The 19,128-nt window shown below is 48.9% G+C and carries 17 protein-coding genes; 2 read left to right on the forward strand and 15 right to left on the reverse strand.

The window, feature by feature from the left end; translation table 11 throughout:
* Window positions 1-24: 24 nt before the first annotated feature.
* The 11 genes from HMPREF2700_RS04390 to HMPREF2700_RS04440 all read right to left on the reverse strand — a co-directional run bounded on the left by HMPREF2700_RS04390 (window position 25) and on the right by HMPREF2700_RS04440 (window position 12,368).
* Complete coding sequence (locus HMPREF2700_RS04390; protein WP_070590512.1) at window positions 25-2,889, reverse strand: DUF3418 domain-containing protein; 2,865 nt, start codon at window positions 2,887-2,889, stop codon at window positions 25-27.
* A gap of 24 nt (window positions 2,890-2,913) precedes the next feature.
* The gene (locus HMPREF2700_RS04395; protein WP_070590516.1) at window positions 2,914-3,996 is read right to left on the reverse strand and encodes a reverse transcriptase family protein; all 1,083 of its coding nucleotides are present in this window, start codon (window positions 3,994-3,996) and stop codon (window positions 2,914-2,916) included.
* A gap of 395 nt (window positions 3,997-4,391) precedes the next feature.
* Window positions 4,392-5,969, reverse strand: a complete 1,578-nt coding sequence (gene lpt3, locus HMPREF2700_RS04400) for a lipooligosaccharide phosphoethanolamine transferase (protein ID WP_210389863.1) — start codon at window positions 5,967-5,969, stop codon at window positions 4,392-4,394.
* Between the two features lie 157 nt (window positions 5,970-6,126).
* On the reverse strand, window positions 6,127-6,795 hold the full coding sequence (locus HMPREF2700_RS04405) for a hypothetical protein (RefSeq protein ID WP_070590522.1): 669 nt from the start codon (window positions 6,793-6,795) through the stop codon (window positions 6,127-6,129).
* Window positions 6,796-7,228: 433 nt separating this feature from the next.
* Window positions 7,229-8,188, reverse strand: coding sequence for a reverse transcriptase family protein (locus tag HMPREF2700_RS04410; protein ID WP_239665059.1), 960 nt, complete (start codon window positions 8,186-8,188; stop codon window positions 7,229-7,231).
* A complete protein-coding gene (locus tag HMPREF2700_RS04415; RefSeq protein ID WP_003684799.1) occupies window positions 8,178-8,465 on the reverse strand; it encodes a helix-turn-helix domain-containing protein in 288 nt (95 codons plus the stop codon). Before HMPREF2700_RS04415 ends, HMPREF2700_RS04410 begins: the two co-directional genes overlap by 11 nt.
* 54 nt (window positions 8,466-8,519) lie before the next feature.
* Window positions 8,520-8,738, reverse strand: a complete 219-nt coding sequence (locus HMPREF2700_RS04420) for a hypothetical protein (RefSeq protein ID WP_049359303.1) — start codon at window positions 8,736-8,738, stop codon at window positions 8,520-8,522.
* A 473-nt stretch (window positions 8,739-9,211) separates the two neighbouring features.
* Entirely contained in the window at window positions 9,212-10,606 is a 1,395-nt protein-coding gene (hrpA, locus tag HMPREF2700_RS04425) for an ATP-dependent RNA helicase HrpA (protein ID WP_083303949.1), read from the reverse strand.
* A 108-nt stretch (window positions 10,607-10,714) separates the two neighbouring features.
* Window positions 10,715-11,101 (reverse strand): ribosome silencing factor, encoded by a 387-nt coding sequence (gene rsfS, locus HMPREF2700_RS04430; protein WP_002246503.1) that lies wholly within the window; start codon window positions 11,099-11,101, stop codon window positions 10,715-10,717.
* A gap of 58 nt (window positions 11,102-11,159) precedes the next feature.
* A complete protein-coding gene (gene nadD, locus HMPREF2700_RS04435) occupies window positions 11,160-11,765 on the reverse strand; it encodes a nicotinate-nucleotide adenylyltransferase (RefSeq protein WP_003749340.1) in 606 nt (201 codons plus the stop codon).
* A gap of 18 nt (window positions 11,766-11,783) precedes the next feature.
* Window positions 11,784-12,368 (reverse strand): beta-class carbonic anhydrase, encoded by a 585-nt coding sequence (locus HMPREF2700_RS04440; RefSeq protein ID WP_004520226.1) that lies wholly within the window; start codon window positions 12,366-12,368, stop codon window positions 11,784-11,786.
* 123 nt (window positions 12,369-12,491) lie between these two features.
* On the opposite strand from HMPREF2700_RS04440, the gene HMPREF2700_RS04445 reads away from it, so the two are divergent.
* Together HMPREF2700_RS04445 and HMPREF2700_RS04450 are read left to right on the forward strand one after the other, a co-directional pair.
* Window positions 12,492-13,382: an NUDIX hydrolase gene (locus HMPREF2700_RS04445; RefSeq protein WP_070590524.1), complete on the forward strand. Its 891-nt coding sequence runs from the start codon at window positions 12,492-12,494 to the stop codon at window positions 13,380-13,382.
* Window positions 13,383-13,397: 15 nt separating this feature from the next.
* Window positions 13,398-14,339 (forward strand): ABC transporter ATP-binding protein, encoded by a 942-nt coding sequence (locus HMPREF2700_RS04450; protein WP_039864479.1) that lies wholly within the window; start codon window positions 13,398-13,400, stop codon window positions 14,337-14,339.
* 107 nt (window positions 14,340-14,446) lie between these two features.
* Here the strand turns inward: HMPREF2700_RS04450 and HMPREF2700_RS04455 are convergent, their stop codons facing one another.
* The 4 genes from HMPREF2700_RS04455 to zupT form a co-directional block, all read right to left on the reverse strand.
* Complete coding sequence (locus tag HMPREF2700_RS04455) at window positions 14,447-14,911, reverse strand: hypothetical protein (RefSeq protein WP_070590527.1); 465 nt, start codon at window positions 14,909-14,911, stop codon at window positions 14,447-14,449.
* A gap of 98 nt (window positions 14,912-15,009) precedes the next feature.
* Entirely contained in the window at window positions 15,010-15,234 is a 225-nt protein-coding gene (locus tag HMPREF2700_RS04460; protein ID WP_283129669.1) for an enterochelin ABC transporter, read from the reverse strand.
* Between the two features lie 78 nt (window positions 15,235-15,312).
* Complete coding sequence (locus tag HMPREF2700_RS04465) at window positions 15,313-18,144, reverse strand: valine--tRNA ligase (RefSeq protein ID WP_070590533.1); 2,832 nt, start codon at window positions 18,142-18,144, stop codon at window positions 15,313-15,315.
* Between the two features lie 96 nt (window positions 18,145-18,240).
* Window positions 18,241-19,050, reverse strand: a complete 810-nt coding sequence (gene zupT, locus HMPREF2700_RS04470; RefSeq protein WP_002220178.1) for a zinc transporter ZupT — start codon at window positions 19,048-19,050, stop codon at window positions 18,241-18,243.
* Window positions 19,051-19,128 lie beyond the last annotated feature (78 nt).

Here is a 19,128-nt window from a genome sequence, read left to right on the forward strand (position 1 = left end):
CTATAAATGTATTAAATAATATCACTACTTATTCAACCCCTCCCACTCCTTCAACAACCTCTTCACCGACACCGGATATGGCGTCTTCAACTCCTGTGCAAACAGCGACACCCTCAATTCTTCAATCATCCATTTAAACCCTGCAAGGCCGTCTGAAACGGGGAGGCCTTGTTTGATCAGGCTGTCGGTTTTTTCCTGCCACATTTGTTCCAGCTCTTGAATATCGGCTTCGCGGGCTGCATCGCGGGCGGGGTTGCTGCTGTATTTTTCGAGGCGCAGGGTCATGGCTTTGAGGTAGATGGGGAGGCGCGGCCATTGTGCCCACGGGGTGCGGGTGGCGAAACCGGCGGCGAGCAGGGTTTGCAGGCGTTGGCGCAGGAGGTGGGTGAGTGGGTGTTTGCCGAGTTTGCCGTTCAGTTCGGCGTAGGCGGCGGCGGTTTCCTGCAGGTAGCGGCTGAGGGCTTCTTTGACGGCGGGCAGGCGGCTGCGGGCGCGTTTGATTTGTTCTTTGAAGGCTTTTTCGTTGCGCGGCAGCTCGTCTTCGCCGATAAAGGCGCGGTCGCAGACAGCTTGGGTGAGGTCGTCGCGCAGGGTGTCGGCGTTGATGTGTTTGAGTAGCATGGCGGCTTGGGTAAAGCCTTGGATGCCTTTGTTCAGGTCTTTAACTTGTTCTTTTAGTTGCAGTTTCATGAGTTCGATCACGCCTAATCTGTGGGCTTGTTCGGCGGCGGCGGACGTGTCGAACAGGCGCAGGGCGATGTGGCCGTCTTTTTCTTTTTGCAGGCCGAGGTAGCCGGTAAGCTGTTGTTTGCCGCGGGCGAATTTGATGGATTCGGGCAAGGTGCCGATGTCCCATGCGGTAACGTTGTCGCGCTCGAATTCTTGGGTGTTGTCGCGGAAGGTGACGGCGGCGGCTTGGCCGAGCTGTTGTTGCAATTCGTGCAGTTTGCGGCCACCGGCAAGCTCTTGTCCCCCGTCGTCGATAATGCGCAGATTCAGATAGCAGTGTTCGGGCAATTCTTGCCCTGCCCATGCGTCTTGGTCGATTTGCTCGAGAATCCGCATGTCGCCGGCGCTTTTGGCGATAAAGTGTGCCAACTGAGGAATGATGGCCGCTTGGCGGTCGGGATTGCTTTCGAGAAATTTGGTGATGAAATCGGGTACGGGCACGCAAATGCGGCGGATTTGCTTCGGCAGTGCTTTAATCAGCAGCTGGATTTTTTCGCGCAACATACCGGGCACCAGCCATTCAAGCGACGGCGCGTGCAGGCGGTTGAGGACGGTCAGCGGCACGGTCATGGTCACGCCGTCGAGCGGATGGTGCGGCTCGAAGCGGTAGGAAAGTTTGAACTTGCCGTCTGCGGTTTGCCAGAATTTGGGGAACTGCTCTTCGGTAATGTGCGCGGCGGCGTGTTGCATCAGATCGTCGCGACTGAGGAACAGCAGACGCGGATTGTCGCGCTCGGCGGTTTTGAGCCAGGCTTCAAAGGTGCGGATATCGGCAAGGGGTAAAGGTTTCAGACGGCCTTTTGGGGATACGGGCTGCTTTTTGGGTTTGGGGTCGTCTGAAACATTTTGCCGGGTATGTGAACTCGGTTCACGCTCGCGGTTGTCCGCATCGTTGGAATCCGCGTGCGCGACTTGCGCCACACGCCCTGCGTTGCGCTGGTTTGCTTGTCCGTTTTGATCTGCCGTCTTGTCCGACTGGGTTTGTCCGCCCTCTTCGCTTCCCCAAACGCCGCCTTTCGCGTCTTTCCACACCATCTCGGGCAGGCGTTCGTTATAAAACGCAAACAGGGCTTCGTCATCGACCAATACGTCTTGCTTGCGCGATTTGTGTTCGAGTTCGGTAATTTCTTTAATCAGCTTTTTATTGTGTGCAAAAAAGGCCGTCTGAAGATTGCTTTCCTGCGCCACCAATGCGCCGCGGATAAAGATTTCGCGCGCTTCTTCGGGCGCAACTTTGCCGTAAGACACGGGGCGGCGCGGCAATACGGTCAGGCCGTAAAGCGTCACGCGTTCGCTGGCGACAACTTCGCCGCGTTTTTGTTCCCAGTGCGGCTCGAAATAATGATAGCGGACGAGATGCGGCGCTTCCTGCTCTATCCATTCGGGCTGGATAACGGCGACATCGCGCGCGTAAAGGCGCGTGGTTTCAACCAATTCTGCCGCCATCACCCATTTGGGTTTGGCTTTGAACAGGGCTGAGGCGGGGAAAAGGTGGAAGTGGCTGCCGCGCGCGCCGGTATAATCGTTGCCGTCGGGCGATTTCATACCGACGTTGGCGATAAGGCCGGTCAGCAGGGCGCGGTGGATTTGTTCGTAGCCCGCTTCTTTGGCGGCGCGGATTTGGGCGCGGTGTTGTTTCTTATCCAGTTGTTTTTGTTTGAGCTTGGCCGCCAAATCTTGGTCGCCTTGACTTTCAGACGGCCTTAATTGTTCTTGGGTAGGAGGTTGCCTAAACGCAGCTTCTTTGGTGGTCAAACCCATTTCAATCGCGGTTTGGGCAAGCTGGTGGTGCAGCTCGCGCCATTCGCGCATACGCAGGTGTGACAGGAAATATTGACGACACCACTGCACCAGCTGCTTGTTGGACAAACCTTTGTCGCGCTCGCGCTGGAAGCTGTCCCAAATATTCAGATAGGCAAGAAAGTCAGATTGCTTGTCAGTAAAGCGTTCATGCGCCTTGGCCGCGGCATCACGCGCTTCCAGCGGCCGCTCGCGCGGGTCTTGAATCGACAGCGCGGACGCAATCACCAATATTTCCGCCATGCAGTCGTGTTTCTTCGCCGCCAGCAAAATGCGCGCGATTTTCGGGTCGATAGGCAGACGCGCCATTTGTTCGCCGAGTTTGGTCAGGTGGTATTTTTGTAAGAATCTATCTTGCATATTTATTGAAGAGTGTAGTCAAACCTATGGTGCAACTGGTGTAAATTCTATACAAAAACCTCGTTTTTCTTCCCCTTGTTTTTGTAGACATTGAATTAAATCATCATGCTGCTTCTGAATATGCTTTTTTACCAGCTTATATTTTTTATCAAATTGAGAAGCATAATTTAATAGACCAATCAGATGATTAATTAATTGTCTTAAAGTATCTTCTTCCATTTTGGATTTACCATTTTTTATTTCAGCATAAATTTGATTAAATTCTGCTAATTTATTGTGTAACTTTAAATAAAATCGATTAGGAGGAATAGGACTGTCACCAGCTCTATTAATAATCAAACCTGTAATTTCTTTATGAGAATTAGCCTGATATAGTCGTGTTTTCTTTTTATTCATGGTATGACCATGCTCTGACATTATCTGTGCGACTTGTTGACGAAACCCAGCAGGAATTTTTGCACCCGAAAATGTAATATCGTCAACATAAACTGTCATTACCAAATGATGTTCTTGAGCAAGTTGGTTTAACTGCTCAAACATATCTGAATTTGCCCAAAAGGCTAGAATCATACTAAGCTGACTGCCGGTTGGTAACTTTCCTTCTAGTGTACATAATTCTGCTAAAATATTAGCAACCTTATGGCTACATTGCATTTTATTTCTAAAAAATTTAAAAACAATAGCTTGAGTTGTAGCCGAATAAAACCCCAAAATATCCGTTTTGAATGTTTCATAATAAACCGAATGCACACGGGCATTATCCAAATAAGATAAACCTTTTACTCCAGAATAAAGATACCTAGGCTTTTTTATACGTACTAAAAATTGAGCTAAACGAGAATGAAGCCCTTTTAATTCATAACAAGGCGTATGACATACTCTCCCTTTTGTCTCAATCATATTATAATAAATGTTCTTATTATCAATAATAAAGAATATCTTATCTGTTGTCCTCAGAACTACAAATAATGCTTTTTCATACCGAATCTTAAATAGCGGGCTATTAAACCATTCGTATGATTTGGAGTGGCTTAATTTTGGTTTGAACAAACTCTCTTCTTGCCTATATGCACATGCAGGTACAGCAGGAGCAAACAAAATATCCATAATTATCCTAAAAAAAAGGCAGCCTGAACGGCTGCCGCTCTGGAAAAGCGTCCTTCTCCAGCTTGGGAAATACCTAACAATTTTCAATTGCCCAAACCTAATGTACATTAGAGCCCTATTCATCAATGATGGATTAAGCGCTATCTCCAACAATGATTTCTCACCAAATAGAACCAATAAAAGTTTGAATATTTCCCTATTTCTAATTTTACAACATCAGTAATGGGCGAAGCCCACCTGGTACATGCTTTCCTATTAGGGCAATAGCCCCAAGCAAATATTTTGCTTAAAATATATTGTGAGACTTATTGATATACATCTCTTCTATTCTAGCTAAAATTTAAACCTACCGCAAGATAAATAAGATAATTTGTCTTTATTGTTTTTCACGCCGCTTATTGCGGATAAACATATTCCGCCTTACCGTCGCGAATGTTTAAGCTGCCTGCATCGCCTGTAATCAGATTGCCCGTTACCGAACCTTCGCTACAACCTGAAACCTTCATATCGTAGCCCAGCGTGTGAATCAGGAATGTTGAAAGCTGCTGATGGAAGGCAATCTCGCAAGGTGCAAAAGCCTGGTTGGCAGCCTGTTGCACGGCCTTATCCGGGCTGTACAACACCAGCGGCACAAGATAGCTGTCAGGCTGCACCGTGCCTTGATTGTAGGTATCTTGGCGCACATACTGGCCATGATCGGAGGTATAGGCAAACAGCCAGTTGCCGTCAGGCTGCTTTTGCAGCTGCTCGAATACGGTTTGAATCATTTGGTCGGTTTTATGAATGGTGTTGTCGTACTTATCCACAATATTGGCTTCGCCGAATACTTTATCTTGCGGCTGCAACAATGCGCCGTATGGGACGTGCGAACCGCGTTGGTGCAACACAATAAAATGCTTGCCCTGCTGCAAATTGATTTTGTCGAACAGCGGCAGCAGCTTCTCATCAGGCATATTGTCGCCGTTGCCGTAGCCAAGCTGCGTCGGCTGAATCAGATGGTCTATCCATTTCTTACCGATTAAGTTCAAAATCGCCATCTCGTTTTCCGCCTGCGCGCTGTAAAAATACGTTTCATAGCCCTGCTCTTTGGCAAGGCGGAACATATTGGTATCGCCGCTGCTGATTTGTTCGTAGCCGTTGGCATGCGGTATCGCATTAAAAAAGCTGGGCAGGGACACAGCCGTCATCAACGCGGCGGAATAGCTTTGTTTCACAATCGGCTTAAAGTCGGCTTGCGAAAGCTGGGTTAAAAACGGCGAAGTTTCACGTTCGTAGCCAAACAGTTTCAAATGCGCCGCGCTTTCGCTTTCGCCCATGATGAGGACGATATTTTGAACACTGCCTTGTCCGGTTTTGCTTGGCGCAGGTTGTTTGAAAACAGGAATCTTGCTTAAATCAAACAATTGATACGGCAATACACGCCCGACAAAATAGCCGAAGCTGAAATAATTGGCTTTGATGCGGCTGTATGTCGGCTTGGGCGAAATACCGTGTTCCTGCGTCGTACTGAATGAACGTCCAAAAATCAGCAACATCGCCGCAATAAACAATATATCGGCGGCAAAATGCGTCTTACGGCGGAACTTGGCAAGGCTGCAAAACAACACGACTTCCGCCACACCCCACAACACAGGCAGCCACAACTTATCCAACATCGACGCGCCCGCGCTACCGACTTCGGTAACTTCTTTCAGCATCAGCCAATAGTTAATACCCGTCATCCAACTTTGATAAACCGCGTAATGCACATTGTTGGCAATAATGCTGAACGCGAAAAACACCGCAATCAACAAACGTGTCGCCTTATAACGCGTAAACAGATACAGCGCAGCAATTACAAATGTCAGCGCAAACGTTTCCGCAATTTTCGCAACCGGCAGGGTTTCAATCCCGAATACAAAGCGATAGGCGATTTCGCTGGCAGTAAGTAGGGATGAATACAGAAAGAGAACGAAAAGGGATTTTTTCATAATGGGAAGTTCACAATAAAAGTTGCGGGCTGGGTTTGGGGACTCGGCAACGGTATTCTTCAGCAGCTATCTGTTTACAGATTGTTTTTCAAGAATGAGGTCGTCTGAAACGGTTTTGTTGTTTGTCGGATTGTGTCGGGTATTTGTGCCCAACAAAAAATTAGGAGTTAGCTTTTTTGTCATCTTCCCAATATGGCAATATGTCTTCACGCAAATAAAAGGAACGCTGCAATATGGAAAAACACCAAAAAGATATTATAAAAAATAAAAAATATATAACCATGCCTAATAAAATATTATTTTCTGCAACGGAATTCAGTATTATCACGATATCTATCAATATGGATTTACCAGACTTTCCAAAGCAACCTAGGATCGAAAAAATGAGAATTCCCCATGTTGCAGAAAAAATAAAGTTTATTTTTTGTAAATTTGCTTTTTCTTCTTGATAAGCACTCCATAATACAGAATTATTTTCTTTCACTGCTTTTCTTCTTAATCGGTACAATGATTTTCTATAATCTGTATTTTCGTTTTCAAACATATAAATATTAAGTTTTGATAGAATAGTTAAGATAACAGAAAAATAAATTCCTTGAATAATAGGAACAATTACAGAAAAAATAAAAGAAAAAAGGATAACAGATTCAAAAATGCTGTACAGGTCTAAATTTTTCTGTTTATTTAAAAGTGCTGTAATAGAAAATCCATGTCTTAAATTTAAATACATATCGAAAAATGAAATTATCAGCAATGATGCCAAAAACCATTCGAGTCTCATCAATCTCTGTAATAATCCGTTGCTGAGTTTTTCTAAAATATCGCTCATTTACTATTCCTTCAATATTTGTATGATAAAGTAATTATGTTGGCGTTCTCCGGTTTTCGTCAGACATAAATGCCTGCCCTACTTATTTTCAGACGGCCTCCACCGCCCCCAATTCCAACAACACCTGAAAACCATCATTGATATACCGCGAATCGGGCATTTTCAAAAACAGGAAAGTAAACGACAAAATGTAAGTAAATTTTGTGTTACTGAGTAGATGTGCCGTTTATTCGCTGAGTCTGATCAGGCGGTAGAGTGAGTGACTTTTAGGTAGGTCTGGTTTATTTGTATGGGGTAGGCTGCCTATGGGGGGTGGAGGGTGTGTTGTAGTTGTTTTTTGTGTTCTGCATGATTCTAGGTCGGACATCAATTCTCGGCCGTTTTTTAGACGGTCTTTTATTTTTCAGATAGGCATTTAAGCATTTTTAGACTACTAAAAGTATTTTGGTTGTATATTCTCCAATCGTTGTAATAATTGTTCGGCTTGTGCTATATGAAATTGTTTTAAATAAAGTACCTTGCCTTTTGCTGAATTAAACAGTTTTTCATAAGTGGTAACATGTATTTCCTTATGTTTAAAGGCCTGTTCGCATTTAAAAACTATGGAGCGAATTTCTTTTCGTTTTTCTTTTGGTAGTGTTGGCTTGTCTACTGAAACATTCATATTATTCACAGTTTGCTGGTGACCTTTATGCATAACCTTGTGCTTTTTTCGATTAGGTTTTGCATCAACACTATGAAAGAGTGAATAAATTTTACTGATAATTTTTTGCATTTCTGCTTTGCTTAAATTCCTTTTGGTAGAAACCGTTACATCATCAACAAACCTGGTATAAACAAGTCCTTGTTTTTGAAATTCAGCAACCAAATCTGCTTCACGCTGCCACCAAATCAAATTACACAAAAAGCCACTAACCTTACTTCCCTGCACCAAGTATCCTTGATAAGTTACCAATTCAGCTAAGCAATCGGCAACATCATGAGGAAAGTGGAAAAATCCAGTCCATACTTGATGAACTATTTTTTTGCTGATACTTGGAAAAAAATTAGAAATGTCTTCTTTAATGAGAATGTTCATTCCGATGTGTTCTTTAGCATTAGTTATACTGCTGCGTTTTTGAATTCCTCCTTGCAAATATTCGGGGTAATTCAATATTTTGAAAAATTTTTTAGCAATTTTTTCGTGAATAATTTTTAATCTATCACGAACATTATAGGTATCCCGAAAAGTACCATCAGGTTTTAATTTATGCTCATGCAAGAAATAGAATGAATCAGAATATTGCCGTAAATAAAACAACTCTTCTAATGTAATGCCCAAGCAAATAGCCAGTTTTTCTAAACTGGCTATGGGTTTGTGTGGATAGCAAAAAGAAACAGGTTTATTCATCATTGTCACCAATTGCAGATAAAGCCAATGCTGATAATTTTTCTGATAATTCTGTACTCATACCAGCTTTTTCATCTGCATCTGCTGCCAAAAACATTAAAACCGTTGATGGAATTTGTAAAGCTAGACAGATTTTTTCAAGTGTAGATAAATTTGGGTCTCGCTTACCCTGTTCTAACAGCGTTAAATAAGAAACTGATAATCCAGAATTTTCTGCCAGTTTAGTTTTGGTAAATCCTTTTTGGTTGCGACATAATTTAATCGCCCTACCAATATTCATTATCTAGCTCCTTATCATAGAATAATAAAAAGCAACCTGTTGCACCCAAGCCTACTATTTATCCAGTAATTGCATAATGCCGCGAATTACCGGCAACCACTCCAAAATTTCTCCCAAAATTTGCAGCAATTTAGATTTTGTTAAATCATTATGCTGTTCTAAATCCTGAATAACTTGGTCTAGTTTTGCTTGTGTGCTGCTATCCATACCATCATGCATTTCCATTTTCAACTGTTTCAAAGTATCAATGGTATTTTTCAAAAGAATTTTCATAATAAATCTTTCGTTTAACAGGGCGACATTGCCCAGTCGTCAAACAATACCGAACTGTTAAGAAATAGTATGGATAGCACAGGTTGCTTTCATATTGCTGCTTATTGCATTGCGTTCAATGCAATAAGCAGCTTCCAGTCGTTTATTTGATTTTTTTAGGCTTAGGTTGCTAACTTTGCTTTGGCTACCCATTCCTAATCAGAACGAGGAAGTAGTTTACCTTTTAGGGTAAACGACACGAAAGTGCCACTGTCATGTTCGGTACATCAGATTATTATCTTTTGAAATGCATCGAGCCGATTGCAGCTCGTCCACAGGTTGGCATAATAGCAGACACGCTTTTTAAGTGCAACATTTTTTGACTGTCAGTTAAAAAATGTTGCTTTCTGAGTAAGTCTTTTTGAAGACTGATACAAAACCCAATACCGTCTGAGATATTTGGGTTTACCAATGCAAACTAAGGGCTTTACTTTTCAGACGGCCTCCACCGCCCCCAATTCCAACAACACCTGAAACCCGTCATTGATATACCGCGAATCGGGCATTTCTAAAAATGGGAATGCTGCTACGTCGCCCAAGTTCAGTGATGCCATACGCAGGATGACGGCGGCGAGGTTGCTGCGGACGATTTCTGGGTCGGTAAATTCGGGGCGGCTGTTGAAATCTTCTTCTGAAAACAGTCGGATACATACGCCTGCGGAGACGCGGCCGCAGCGGCCGGAGCGTTGGCGGGCGGCGGCTTGGGAGATTTTTTCGACATGAAGCTGCTCCACTTTCGCCCGTGCGGAATAGCGTTTGACGCGCGCGAGGCCGGTGTCGATGACGTATTTGATGCCCGGCACGGTGAGCGAGGTTTCAGCGACGTTGGTCGCCAGCACGATGCGGCGTTTTGCGCCGGAGGGGTGGAAGATTTTGTGCTGCTCGGCGTGCGACAGGCGTGCAAACAGGGGCAGGATTTCGTCGTTGCGGCGCAGCGTGGATTTGCGCAGGGCTTCGGCGGCTTCGCGGATTTCGCGTTCGCCTGGCAGAAACACCAAAATATCGCCTTCGCCATAGCGTGCCAATTCGTCGGCTGCATCAACAATCGCGTCGGTCAGCTCAACTTCTGCGTCGTCTTCGTCTTTGCTGGTCAGCGGTCGGTAGAGGATTTCGACGGGATACGTCCGTCCGCTCACTTCTAAAACGGGGGCGCCGTTGAAGTGTTGGGAGAAGCGTTCTGCGTCTATCGTTGCCGAGGTGATGATGACTTTCAAATCGGGGCGGCGCGGCAGCAGTTGTTTCAAATAGCCCAAGAGGAAGTCGATGTTCAGGCTGCGTTCGTGCGCTTCGTCAATGATAATCGTGTCGTAGGCGGCGAGATAACGGTCGGTCTGGGTTTCCGCCAACAGGATGCCGTCGGTCATCAGCTTGACGCAGGCATCGCGCGAGGTGTGGTCGGTAAAGCGTACTTTATAGCCGACCGCGCTGCCGATTTCGGATTTCAGCTCTTCAGCAATCCGCTCCGCCACGGAACGCGCGGCCAAACGGCGCGGCTGGGTATGCCCGATCAATCCTGCCGCCCCGCGTCCGAGTTCCAAACAAATCTTGGGCAACTGCGTGGTTTTGCCCGAACCGGTTTCGCCGCAAATAATCGTTACCTGATTCTCGGCAATGGCTTTTTTGATTTCGTCGAGTTTTTCGTGAACGGGCAGCGTGTTGTCAAATTCGGGCTTGGGCAGTTTGGACAGGCGTTGCAGATAGAGGTCGTGCGATTTTTTATATTTTTCCTCAACCTTGGCCAAGCCGCCGTATTTATTGGGGTTTTTAAAGGCAGATCGCAGAAAATGGCGGTCTTTTGAGAGGGTTTGGGCGAAATCGGGATGCGGCATGATGGTGCAATGAATTAAATAATGTGAAAAGAATGGAATTATAGCAAAAGGCCGTCTGAAACTTGCTTGCTTTCAAGTTTCAGACGGCCTTTGTATGGATAAACCGTTTTAGTCGGCGGCGTGCCAAGGTTTTTGCATACCGGCGTGGAAACTCGGTTTTTCTCCGCCCCACAAGGTGTCGATATCGTAGAAGTCGCGCACGGCAGGGAGCATGACGTGGACAACGAGGTCGCCTGCGTCAACAAGCGTCCATTCGCCGCTGTCGCCTTCGGTGCTGAGGATTTCGAAACCGGCTTCTTTCAAATCGACGGCAACGTTGTTCGCCAGTGCTTTGACTTGGCGTGTGCTGTCGCCGCTGGCAATAATCATGCGGGCGAACAGGGAGGTTTTGTCTTGGGTTTCCAAAACAGAGATGTCTTTAGCTTTAATGTCTTCGAGGGCGTTTACGGCCACTTCGACCATTTTTTGCAGGTCTTGCAATTCTTGTTCGTTCATTATTTTCCTAGTTGAAATGTTTTCAGACGGCATTATAGCTTATCTGCCTGAATAAACGCTATTTTTCATAGAGTTTGTGTTGGCGGATGTATTGTGCAACGGGTTGTGGCAGGCCGTCTGAATGGTGGGTTTTGGCGAGATTGGCACGGATTTGGGTGGAGCTGGTGTTGTGCAGCGGCGCGTTGAGGATGCGGACGCTGCCGTTTTGCAGGGCTTCGCCGAGCCATGCGTGCAATTCGCGCGGGGTTTTGTTGAGGTTGTCGCCCTGTCGCATGGCGATGGCGATATGGGTCTGGCGCACGAGGGTTTGCCATTTTTTCCATGTGTGCAGTTGCATCAGGCTGTCGCTGCCCATCAGCCACCACAGTTGCGCGCCGGGAAACTGCTGGCGGAAGATTTGGACGGTGTCAAACGTATAGGTCGCGCCGTCACGGACGATGTCGCAGTCGCTGGCGGCGAATTTCGGCTCGTCGGCGATGGCGAGTTCGACCATATTAAGGCGCTCTTGTGCCGGCGTGCGCGTGCTGTCTTTGTGGTACGGGTCGCCTGCCGGCAGGAAGACGACAAGGTCCAAACCGATTTCGTCGGCAAAGGCGCGGGCGATGTGGAGGTGGCCGTTGTGGATGGGGTCAAACGTGCCGCCGAATAATCCGATGTTTTTCATTTCGTGGTGGTATCTGAGTTAGATGTTTTGGCCGTCTGAAGCAGGCAGGCTGCCGTCAACAATCAGGTTGAGCTTGCCTGTGGTCGGGTGGATGACCAAGCCGTGGATGGCGATGTTGTCGGGCATCAGCGGATGTTTGCGAATCAGCTCAACGGTATGGCGCACGCTGTCTTCAACGTTGTCAAAACCGGTCAGCCAGCCGTCCAAATCGATACCGGCATTGCGCAGGGTTTCGATACGGTCGTCGGGGATATTGCTGTCGTGTACGCGTTGGAGGAACTCTTCGGCGTGTAATCCGCGCATACCGCAGTCGTGGTGGGCAATGACCATGATTTCTTTGACTTTGAGTTCAAATACGGCCACCAACAAACTGCGCATTACCGAACCCCAAGGGTGGGTCACCAGCGCGCCGGCGTTTTTGATGAGCTTGGCATCGCCGTTTTTCAAGCCCAAGGCATTGGGCAACAATTCGATAATGCGTGCGTCCATGCAGGAAAGAATGGCCAGCTCGCGGCCGGGGTATTTGTTGGTGAAATATTTTTCGTACTCTCCCGATTCAACGAAATGTTGGTTGTAGGAAAGGATATCGGTCAATTCACTCATGATGATGTGCTCGTTTCGGATGGTTTACTCTATTATAGCGGTTTTCAAGGGGTATGGTCGTTTTGCAAATTCGCCGTAAACGGCTAAAATCGACGTATCTTTAGTTCTTTTGGAGGATGTGCCATGTCTCAGTCTTTCCGTTTTGAACAGGTATTCACCCCCGATGTCCACGACGCATTGTGGGATTGGGCGCAGACAAGCTATGGCGCATCCGACGATTGGTGCATTCTGTATCTCAACGGCCTGCCTTTAGGCCGTCTGAACCCGTTATGGCGCGAACGCCTCGGGCAAGATTGGACAGGCAGGCAGTCGACCCTTTCAGACGGCCTGAATTTGAAAACAGACAGCTGGCCGGAAATGGGCGACAGTTTGCAAACGCTGGCGCAACAATGGCGCGAGTGCGGTTGGCTCAAAGGTTGGCGCGGTGAAAAGTTTGACATCTGCGACCAGTCGGGCAAGCCTTTATGCGCACTCGAACGCGCCGCCTTCCGTCCGTTCGGTCTGATGAGTCAGGCAGTGCATTTGAACGGATTGGTCGAAACAAAAGACGGTTTGCGCTTTTGGATAGGCCGCCGCAGTCCGCACAAAGCCGTCGATCCGAACAAACTCGACAACCTGACCGGCGGCGGCATCAGCAGCGGCGAGAGGCCGTCTGAAGCCGTCTGCCGTGAAGGCGAAGAAGAAGCCGGCATTCCCGCTTCGTTAACACCCCATATCCGACCGACTGCCCAAATATATAGTTTGCGCCCCGTTAATCGCGGTGTCCACAACGAAATCCTGTATATCTTCGACATCGTCCTGCCCGAAGGCTTCCAGCCCACCAACCAAGACGGCGAAGTCGCCGGTTTTGAACTGATGGACTTCCCCACCCTGCTTGATGCCATGTTGGGTGGACACATGATGCACGATGCCCAGCTGGTCACGATCGAAGCCTGCCGTCGATACGGCCTGATCGACCCCAAACATCCGCTGTCCGCATGGCTCGACAGCATCCGTTGCCGACCCCATTTTTAAAGGCCGTCTGAAACCATGTTGCAACTCAAAAACATCAACAAACGCTTCGGCAGCAAAACCGTTGCCCAAGACATCAACCTAAACGTCGAAGCAGGCGAAATCCTCGCCGTACTCGGCCGCTCCGGCTGCGGCAAATCCACCCTGCTCAAAACCATCGTCGGCCTGGTGCGTCCAGACAGCGGCGAAGTCTGGCTCAACGGCGACAACATCACCGACATGCCGTCTGAAAAACGCAATATCTCGCTGATGTTTCAAGACTACGCCCTTTTGCCGCATTTAACCGCCCTCGATAACGTCGGCTTCGGCCTCAAAATGCGCCGTCTGCCCAAAGCCGAAATCGAAGAACAATCCATGCAGGCCTTGCGCGACATCGGTTTGGAACACGAAGCGCAACGCAAACCCGAAAGCCTCTCCGGCGGCGAACAGCAACGCCTCGCCCTTGCACGCGCCCTCATCACGCGCCCGTCGCTGTTGCTCTTGGACGAAGCCTTCTCCAGCCTCGACACCCACCTGCGCCACCACCTGCGCACCCTGACCGCCGAACGCATCCGCAGTCAAAACATCCCCGCCATCCTCGTGACCCACTCCGCCGAGGAAGCCTGCACCATGGCCGACACCATCGCCATCATGCACGAAGGCCGCATCCTCCAACACGGCACGCCGGAAACCCTTATCCGCCGCCCCGTCAATGCCCAAGCCGCACTGCTGCTCGGTTTGGCCAACACCGGCGACACACGCTACATCCCCCAACACGCCATCCGATTCGACCCGAACGGTACAGCCGTCCGCATCAGCGAAGCCGTCCCCCTCGCCGAAGGCACACGCCTTACCCTCGCCCATCCGCAATACGGCGATTTGATTTGGTATCCCCACGCCGACCACGATACGGACAAACCGCAAACCGGACAGGAAATCCGCATCAGCGTGGATGAAAGTCAGATCGTTTGGTTTGATTGAATTTGATTGATTAAAAAAAGAAAAAGGCCGTCTGAAATTTAAGTTTCAGACGGCCTTTGTTATCTCAGCCATCAATCAGACAAACCTATCTGACCTATGATTACTTTTTACTTCACTTTCGTGCATACCTCACGGGAAGTTCCATCCTCAGACACCAATTTGCCTGTTTTATCCATTTGATAAACCTCGTCTTCACCGGGCTTGTCCATCTGCGCGACCAATCCGGTGTATATCATGCTTTCCAAGAATTGGCCGTCTTCTGATTCTTCCAACCATGCCAATGTTTCAGGGCTGTGGAGTCGTGAAACTTCGCTGTACTTGATTTGGCTTTGAGTTAAGGCATTGTTCGCAAAACGCCATTTACCCCCACCGACAACATGATATGCCAAAACATTGCCGTCATCGTCCACTTTGAGCTTAGCGTCGCCACGGAAACTGCCGTCCTGAAGATATTCAACTTTTGTATCACTGTGAATGTTTTCATCAGAGCCAACGCAATGCCATGTACCGACAATCGGAGAAGCCAGGGCGGTTGTTGCGGATAAAAGTACCGGCCAAATAAAGAGTTTCATCTATTTCCTTTCTTAAAAGAGGCCGTCTGAAAAGTTGCAACGACATTGAAGCTGCATTTTCAGACGGCCTTTGCGGGTATTCTGTCGCAGGCGGACGTTCAAGAGATGTAAAGCACGAGGACGGCAATCAGCACCAGCTGGACACCCAGCTTTATCAGCGCGGTACGGCTGACGAAGTAGATAAACCAAGTGCCGGTCAGAATCAACAGTAGAATAATCAGCCATGGCCGCCATTTGTTGAGGTGGACGGCTTCGGTAAAGCAGGTATGAATATGAAGTACGACGATGGCGACGATGAGCAATATAGGCACGATGTAGTCCATAATCTGATTTCCTTTTGATGAGGCCGTCTGAAAACCGTGGTTTCAGGTTTTCAGACGGCCTTGTCTATTCAATCAAAATCAGTTTTTCAACTTCGCCAACTGAGTTTGAACTTTCGCCATTTTGTCTTCCAATTCCGCCAAATCGGCTTTGTCTTTTTCCACCAAATGCGCCGGGGCTTTTTCGGTGTAGCCGGGTTTGGAGAGTTTGGCATTGAGTTTGTCCAAGGCTTTTTGCAGCTTCTCAGCTTCTTTGCTCAAACGGGCGGTTTCGGCGGATTTGTCGATTTCGACTTTCAACATCAGGCGCGCGCCGTTGCAGACGGCGACAGGTGCGTCTTCCGCTTCGGGCAGGCTGTCCACCAGTTTGGCTTCGGTCAGTCGGGTCAGCGACGGCAGGTATTTGAGCAGGCCTTCGAGTTCTGCGCTGCCTTCGACGAAGAGCGGTGCTTTGACGTTTGGCGCGATACCCATTTCGCCGCGCAGTTTGCGCACTTCTTCCACCAAGTCTTTCAATGCGGCCATTTTATCGAAGGCCGTCTGAACGATTTTTTCTTTATCGGCTTGCGGATAGGCGGCCAACATGATGCTGTCGGCGGTTTTGGCATTCGCCAGAGGCGCAACGACCTGCCACAGCTCTTCGGTAATGAAAGGCATGATTGGGTGCAGCAGGCGCAGGATGGTTTCGAGTACGCGCACGAGGGTGCGGCGTGTGGTGCGCTGGGTTGTCGGGCAGCCGGTTTGGATTTGCACTTTTGCCAGCTCGATGTACCAGTCGCAATATTCGTTCCACACGAATTCGTACAGCGTTTGTGCGGCAAGGTCGAAGCGGTAGGTTTCAAAGGCTTCGGCAACAGCGGCTTCGGCTTGTTGCAGTTTGCCGATAATCCATTGGTCGGCAAAGGTAAACGCCAACGGCTGCATTTCGTCTTGACCGCAGTCTTTGTCTTCGGTGTTCATCAACACGAAATTGGTGGCGTTCCACAATTTATTGCAGAAGTTGCGGTAGCCTTCGGCGCGTTTGAAGTCGAAGTTGACGCTGCGGCCGAGGCTGGCGTAGCTCGCCATGGTGAAGCGCAATGCGTCCGCGCCCATGCTCGGAATGCCTTCAGGGAAGAGTTTTTTGGTTGCTTCTTCCACTTTCGGCGCGGTTTCGGGTTTGCGCAGGCCGGTGGTACGTTTCACCAGCAGTTTTTCCAAGTCGATGCCGTCGATCAAATCCACAGGGTCGATGACGTTGCCTTCGGATTTGGACATTTTTTTGCCTTCGTGGTCGCGCACGATGCCGTGGATGTACACGTCTTTAAACGGTACTTTGCCGGTGAAGTGGGTGGTCATCATAATCATGCGCGCCACCCAGAAGAAGATGATTTCGTAGCCGGTGACCAAGACGTTGGACGGCAGGAAGGCTTTGAGTTCGTCGGTTTCAGACGGCCAGCCGAGCGTGGAAAACGGCACGAGCGCGGAGGAGAACCATGTGTCCAATACGTCTTCTTCGCGGGTCAAACCGGTTTTGCCGGCTTGTTTTTCGGCTTCTTCCTGATTGCGGGCAACGTACACATTGCCTTCGTTGTCATACCACGCAGGGATTTGATGACCCCACCACAGTTGGCGTGAAATACACCAGTCTTGGATGTTGTTCATCCATTGGTTGTAGGTGTTGACCCAGTTTTCAGGGATAAAGCGTACCGCGCCGCTGTCGACGGCTTTTTTGGCTTTGTCGGCAAGGCTCAAACCTTTGAATTCGCTGTCAGGCTCGCCGCCTTTTGGCGTGGCGGACATAGCGACAAACCATTGGCTGGTCAGCATCGGCTCAATCACTGAGCCGGTACGGTCACCTTTCGGCGTCATCAGCGTGTGCGGTTTGATTTCGACCAAGAAACCTTGTTCCTGCAAATCGGCAACCATTTGTTTGCGCGCGGCAAAGCGGTCCAAGCCTGCATATTTTTCAGGCAGGGCAAAACCTTGTTGCGCTTCGCCTTTGAAGTTGAACACTTCGGCGTTTGCCAGCACTTTGGCTTCCAAGTCGAACACATTAATCAGGCGCGTGTCGTGGCGCTTGCCGACTTCGTAGTCGTTGAAGTCGTGCGCAGGCGTGATTTTCACGCAGCCGGTGCCGAAGTCTTTTTCAACGTATTCGTCAGCAATCACGGGGATGGTGCGGCCGGTCAGCGGCAGGATTAATTCTTTGCCGATTAAGTGGGTGTAACGTTCGTCTTCAGGATTGACGGCTACGGCCACGTCGCCCAGCAGCGTTTCGGGACGGGTAGTCGCCACGATCACGGCTTCGGCAGGATTGTCCGCCAGCGGATAGCGGATGTGCCACATAGAGCCTTGTTCTTCCACGCTTTCCACTTCCAAATCAGACACTGCGGTACCCAATACCGGATCCCAGTTCACCAAGCGTTTGCCGCGGTAAATCAAGCCTTGCTCAAACAGGCGCACGAACACTTCGGTCACGGTTTCGGCGCGCACGTCGTCCATCGTGAAATACTCGCGCGTCCAGTCGGCAGAGCAGCCCACGCGGCGCATTTGTTGGGTAATCGTACCGCCGGAAACTTCTTTCCATTCCCACACTTTTTCCAAGAATTTTTCGCGGCCCAAGTCATGACGGGATACGTTTTGCGCGGAAAGCTGGCGCTCGACCACGATTTGCGTGGCGATGCCCGCGTGGTCTGTGCCCGGAATCCAGGCGGTGTTGCAGCCTTTCATACGGTAGTAGCGGGTCAGGCCGTCCATGATGGTTTGGTTGAAGGCATGGCCCATGTGCAGCGTGCCGGTTACGTTGGGCGGCGGCAGTTGGATGGAGAAAGACGGTTTCGTCAAATCCATATCGGGTTGGAAATAGCCCTGCTTTTCCCAGTTTTGATAATGTTTGGATTCGATTTCGGCTGGATTGTATTTGTCTAACATGATGGAACTTTGTGAAATTAAGGTTATTTTTGATGTGCGGATTATAACGCAAAAAGGCCGTCTGAATCATTTCAGACGGCCTTTGGCATACGGGTTTTAAAAACGGAATAATACCAAACTGACGGCAATCACCGCCATACCCGTCGTCAGGCCGTAAACGGTTTCATGGCCGTCTGAATAGCGTTTGGCGGCCGGCAGCAGCTCGTCCAACGCCAAAAACACCATCACGCCGGCTATCACGCCGAATACCGAACCAAACACGGCAGGCGATAAAAACGGCTGCAAAACCAAATAGCCCAAAGCCGCCCCCAAAGGCTCGGCCAAGCCTGATAGCAGACACGCCCATACCGTTTTCTTACGGCTTCGGGTGGCAAAATAAACCGGTGCGGCAATGGAAATGCCCTCCGGAATATTATGGATGGCAATCGCCAAGGCCAAAGGCATCCCGACCGCCGGATTTTCCAAGGTGGCAAAAAACGTCGCCAAGCCTTCGGGAAAATTGTGCGCCGTAATCGCAAACGCCGCCATCATGCCGACTCGCGCGATATGGCGGCGTTTGCTTTCTTGAAACGACGGGTCTTGCGCATCTAAAGTTTCATGCGGGTTCGGCACCAGGCGGTCAATCAGCGCGATGCCGCCCATCCCGGCCAAAAATGCCATGGTCGCCGCCGCAAACGCGTGGTCTTTATCATAAATTTCAGCGAACGCCTCGCTGGATTTGCTGAAAATCTCCGTCAGGGAAACATACACCATCGCACCGCCGGCAAATGCCAAACCAAACGACAACACGCGCGGATTGGGCGTTTTGGAAAACATCACTAAACCGCTGCCTAATACGGTAAACAAACCGGCAGCCAACGTGATGGAAAAGGCAACGGCCAAATTGGACATCGAAAAATCGGGCATGAGAAAACCTGCGCTCAAAGCTGGGACAGGTTCAGACTAACACTTTTTAATGCATATGATAATAGTTATTATTTATTT

Source organism: Neisseria sp. HMSC068C04 (genome assembly GCF_001810105.1).
Classification (GTDB): domain Bacteria; phylum Pseudomonadota; class Gammaproteobacteria; order Burkholderiales; family Neisseriaceae; genus Neisseria; species Neisseria flavescens_B.

Bases quoted from the DNA above. Each gene is read 5' to 3' on its own strand.
- HMPREF2700_RS04410 (WP_239665059.1), bottom strand. From the start codon at position 8,188: ATGATGAATAAACCTGTTTCTTTTTGCTATCCACACAAACCCATAGCC.
- HMPREF2700_RS04465 (WP_070590533.1), bottom strand. From the start codon at position 18,144: ATGTTAGACAAATACAATCCAGCCGAAATCGAATCCAAACATTATCAA.
- HMPREF2700_RS04445 (WP_070590524.1), top strand. From the start codon at position 12,492: ATGTCTCAGTCTTTCCGTTTTGAACAGGTATTCACCCCCGATGTCCAC.
- nadD (WP_003749340.1), bottom strand. From the start codon at position 11,765: ATGAAAAACATCGGATTATTCGGCGGCACGTTTGACCCCATCCACAAC.
- HMPREF2700_RS04390 (WP_070590512.1), bottom strand. From the start codon at position 2,889: ATGCAAGATAGATTCTTACAAAAATACCACCTGACCAAACTCGGCGAA.
- zupT (WP_002220178.1), bottom strand. From the start codon at position 19,050: ATGCCCGATTTTTCGATGTCCAATTTGGCCGTTGCCTTTTCCATCACG.
- HMPREF2700_RS04455 (WP_070590527.1), bottom strand. From the start codon at position 14,911: ATGAAACTCTTTATTTGGCCGGTACTTTTATCCGCAACAACCGCCCTG.
- rsfS (WP_002246503.1), bottom strand. From the start codon at position 11,101: ATGAACGAACAAGAATTGCAAGACCTGCAAAAAATGGTCGAAGTGGCC.
- HMPREF2700_RS04460 (WP_283129669.1), bottom strand. From the start codon at position 15,234: ATGGACTACATCGTGCCTATATTGCTCATCGTCGCCATCGTCGTACTT.
- HMPREF2700_RS04395 (WP_070590516.1), bottom strand. From the start codon at position 3,996: ATGGATATTTTGTTTGCTCCTGCTGTACCTGCATGTGCATATAGGCAA.
- HMPREF2700_RS04440 (WP_004520226.1), bottom strand. From the start codon at position 12,368: ATGAGTGAATTGACCGATATCCTTTCCTACAACCAACATTTCGTTGAA.
- HMPREF2700_RS04420 (WP_049359303.1), bottom strand. From the start codon at position 8,738: ATGAAAATTCTTTTGAAAAATACCATTGATACTTTGAAACAGTTGAAA.
- HMPREF2700_RS04415 (WP_003684799.1), bottom strand. From the start codon at position 8,465: ATGAATATTGGTAGGGCGATTAAATTATGTCGCAACCAAAAAGGATTT.
- HMPREF2700_RS04450 (WP_039864479.1), top strand. From the start codon at position 13,398: ATGTTGCAACTCAAAAACATCAACAAACGCTTCGGCAGCAAAACCGTT.
- HMPREF2700_RS04405 (WP_070590522.1), bottom strand. From the start codon at position 6,795: ATGAGCGATATTTTAGAAAAACTCAGCAACGGATTATTACAGAGATTG.
- hrpA (WP_083303949.1), bottom strand. From the start codon at position 10,606: ATGCCGCATCCCGATTTCGCCCAAACCCTCTCAAAAGACCGCCATTTT.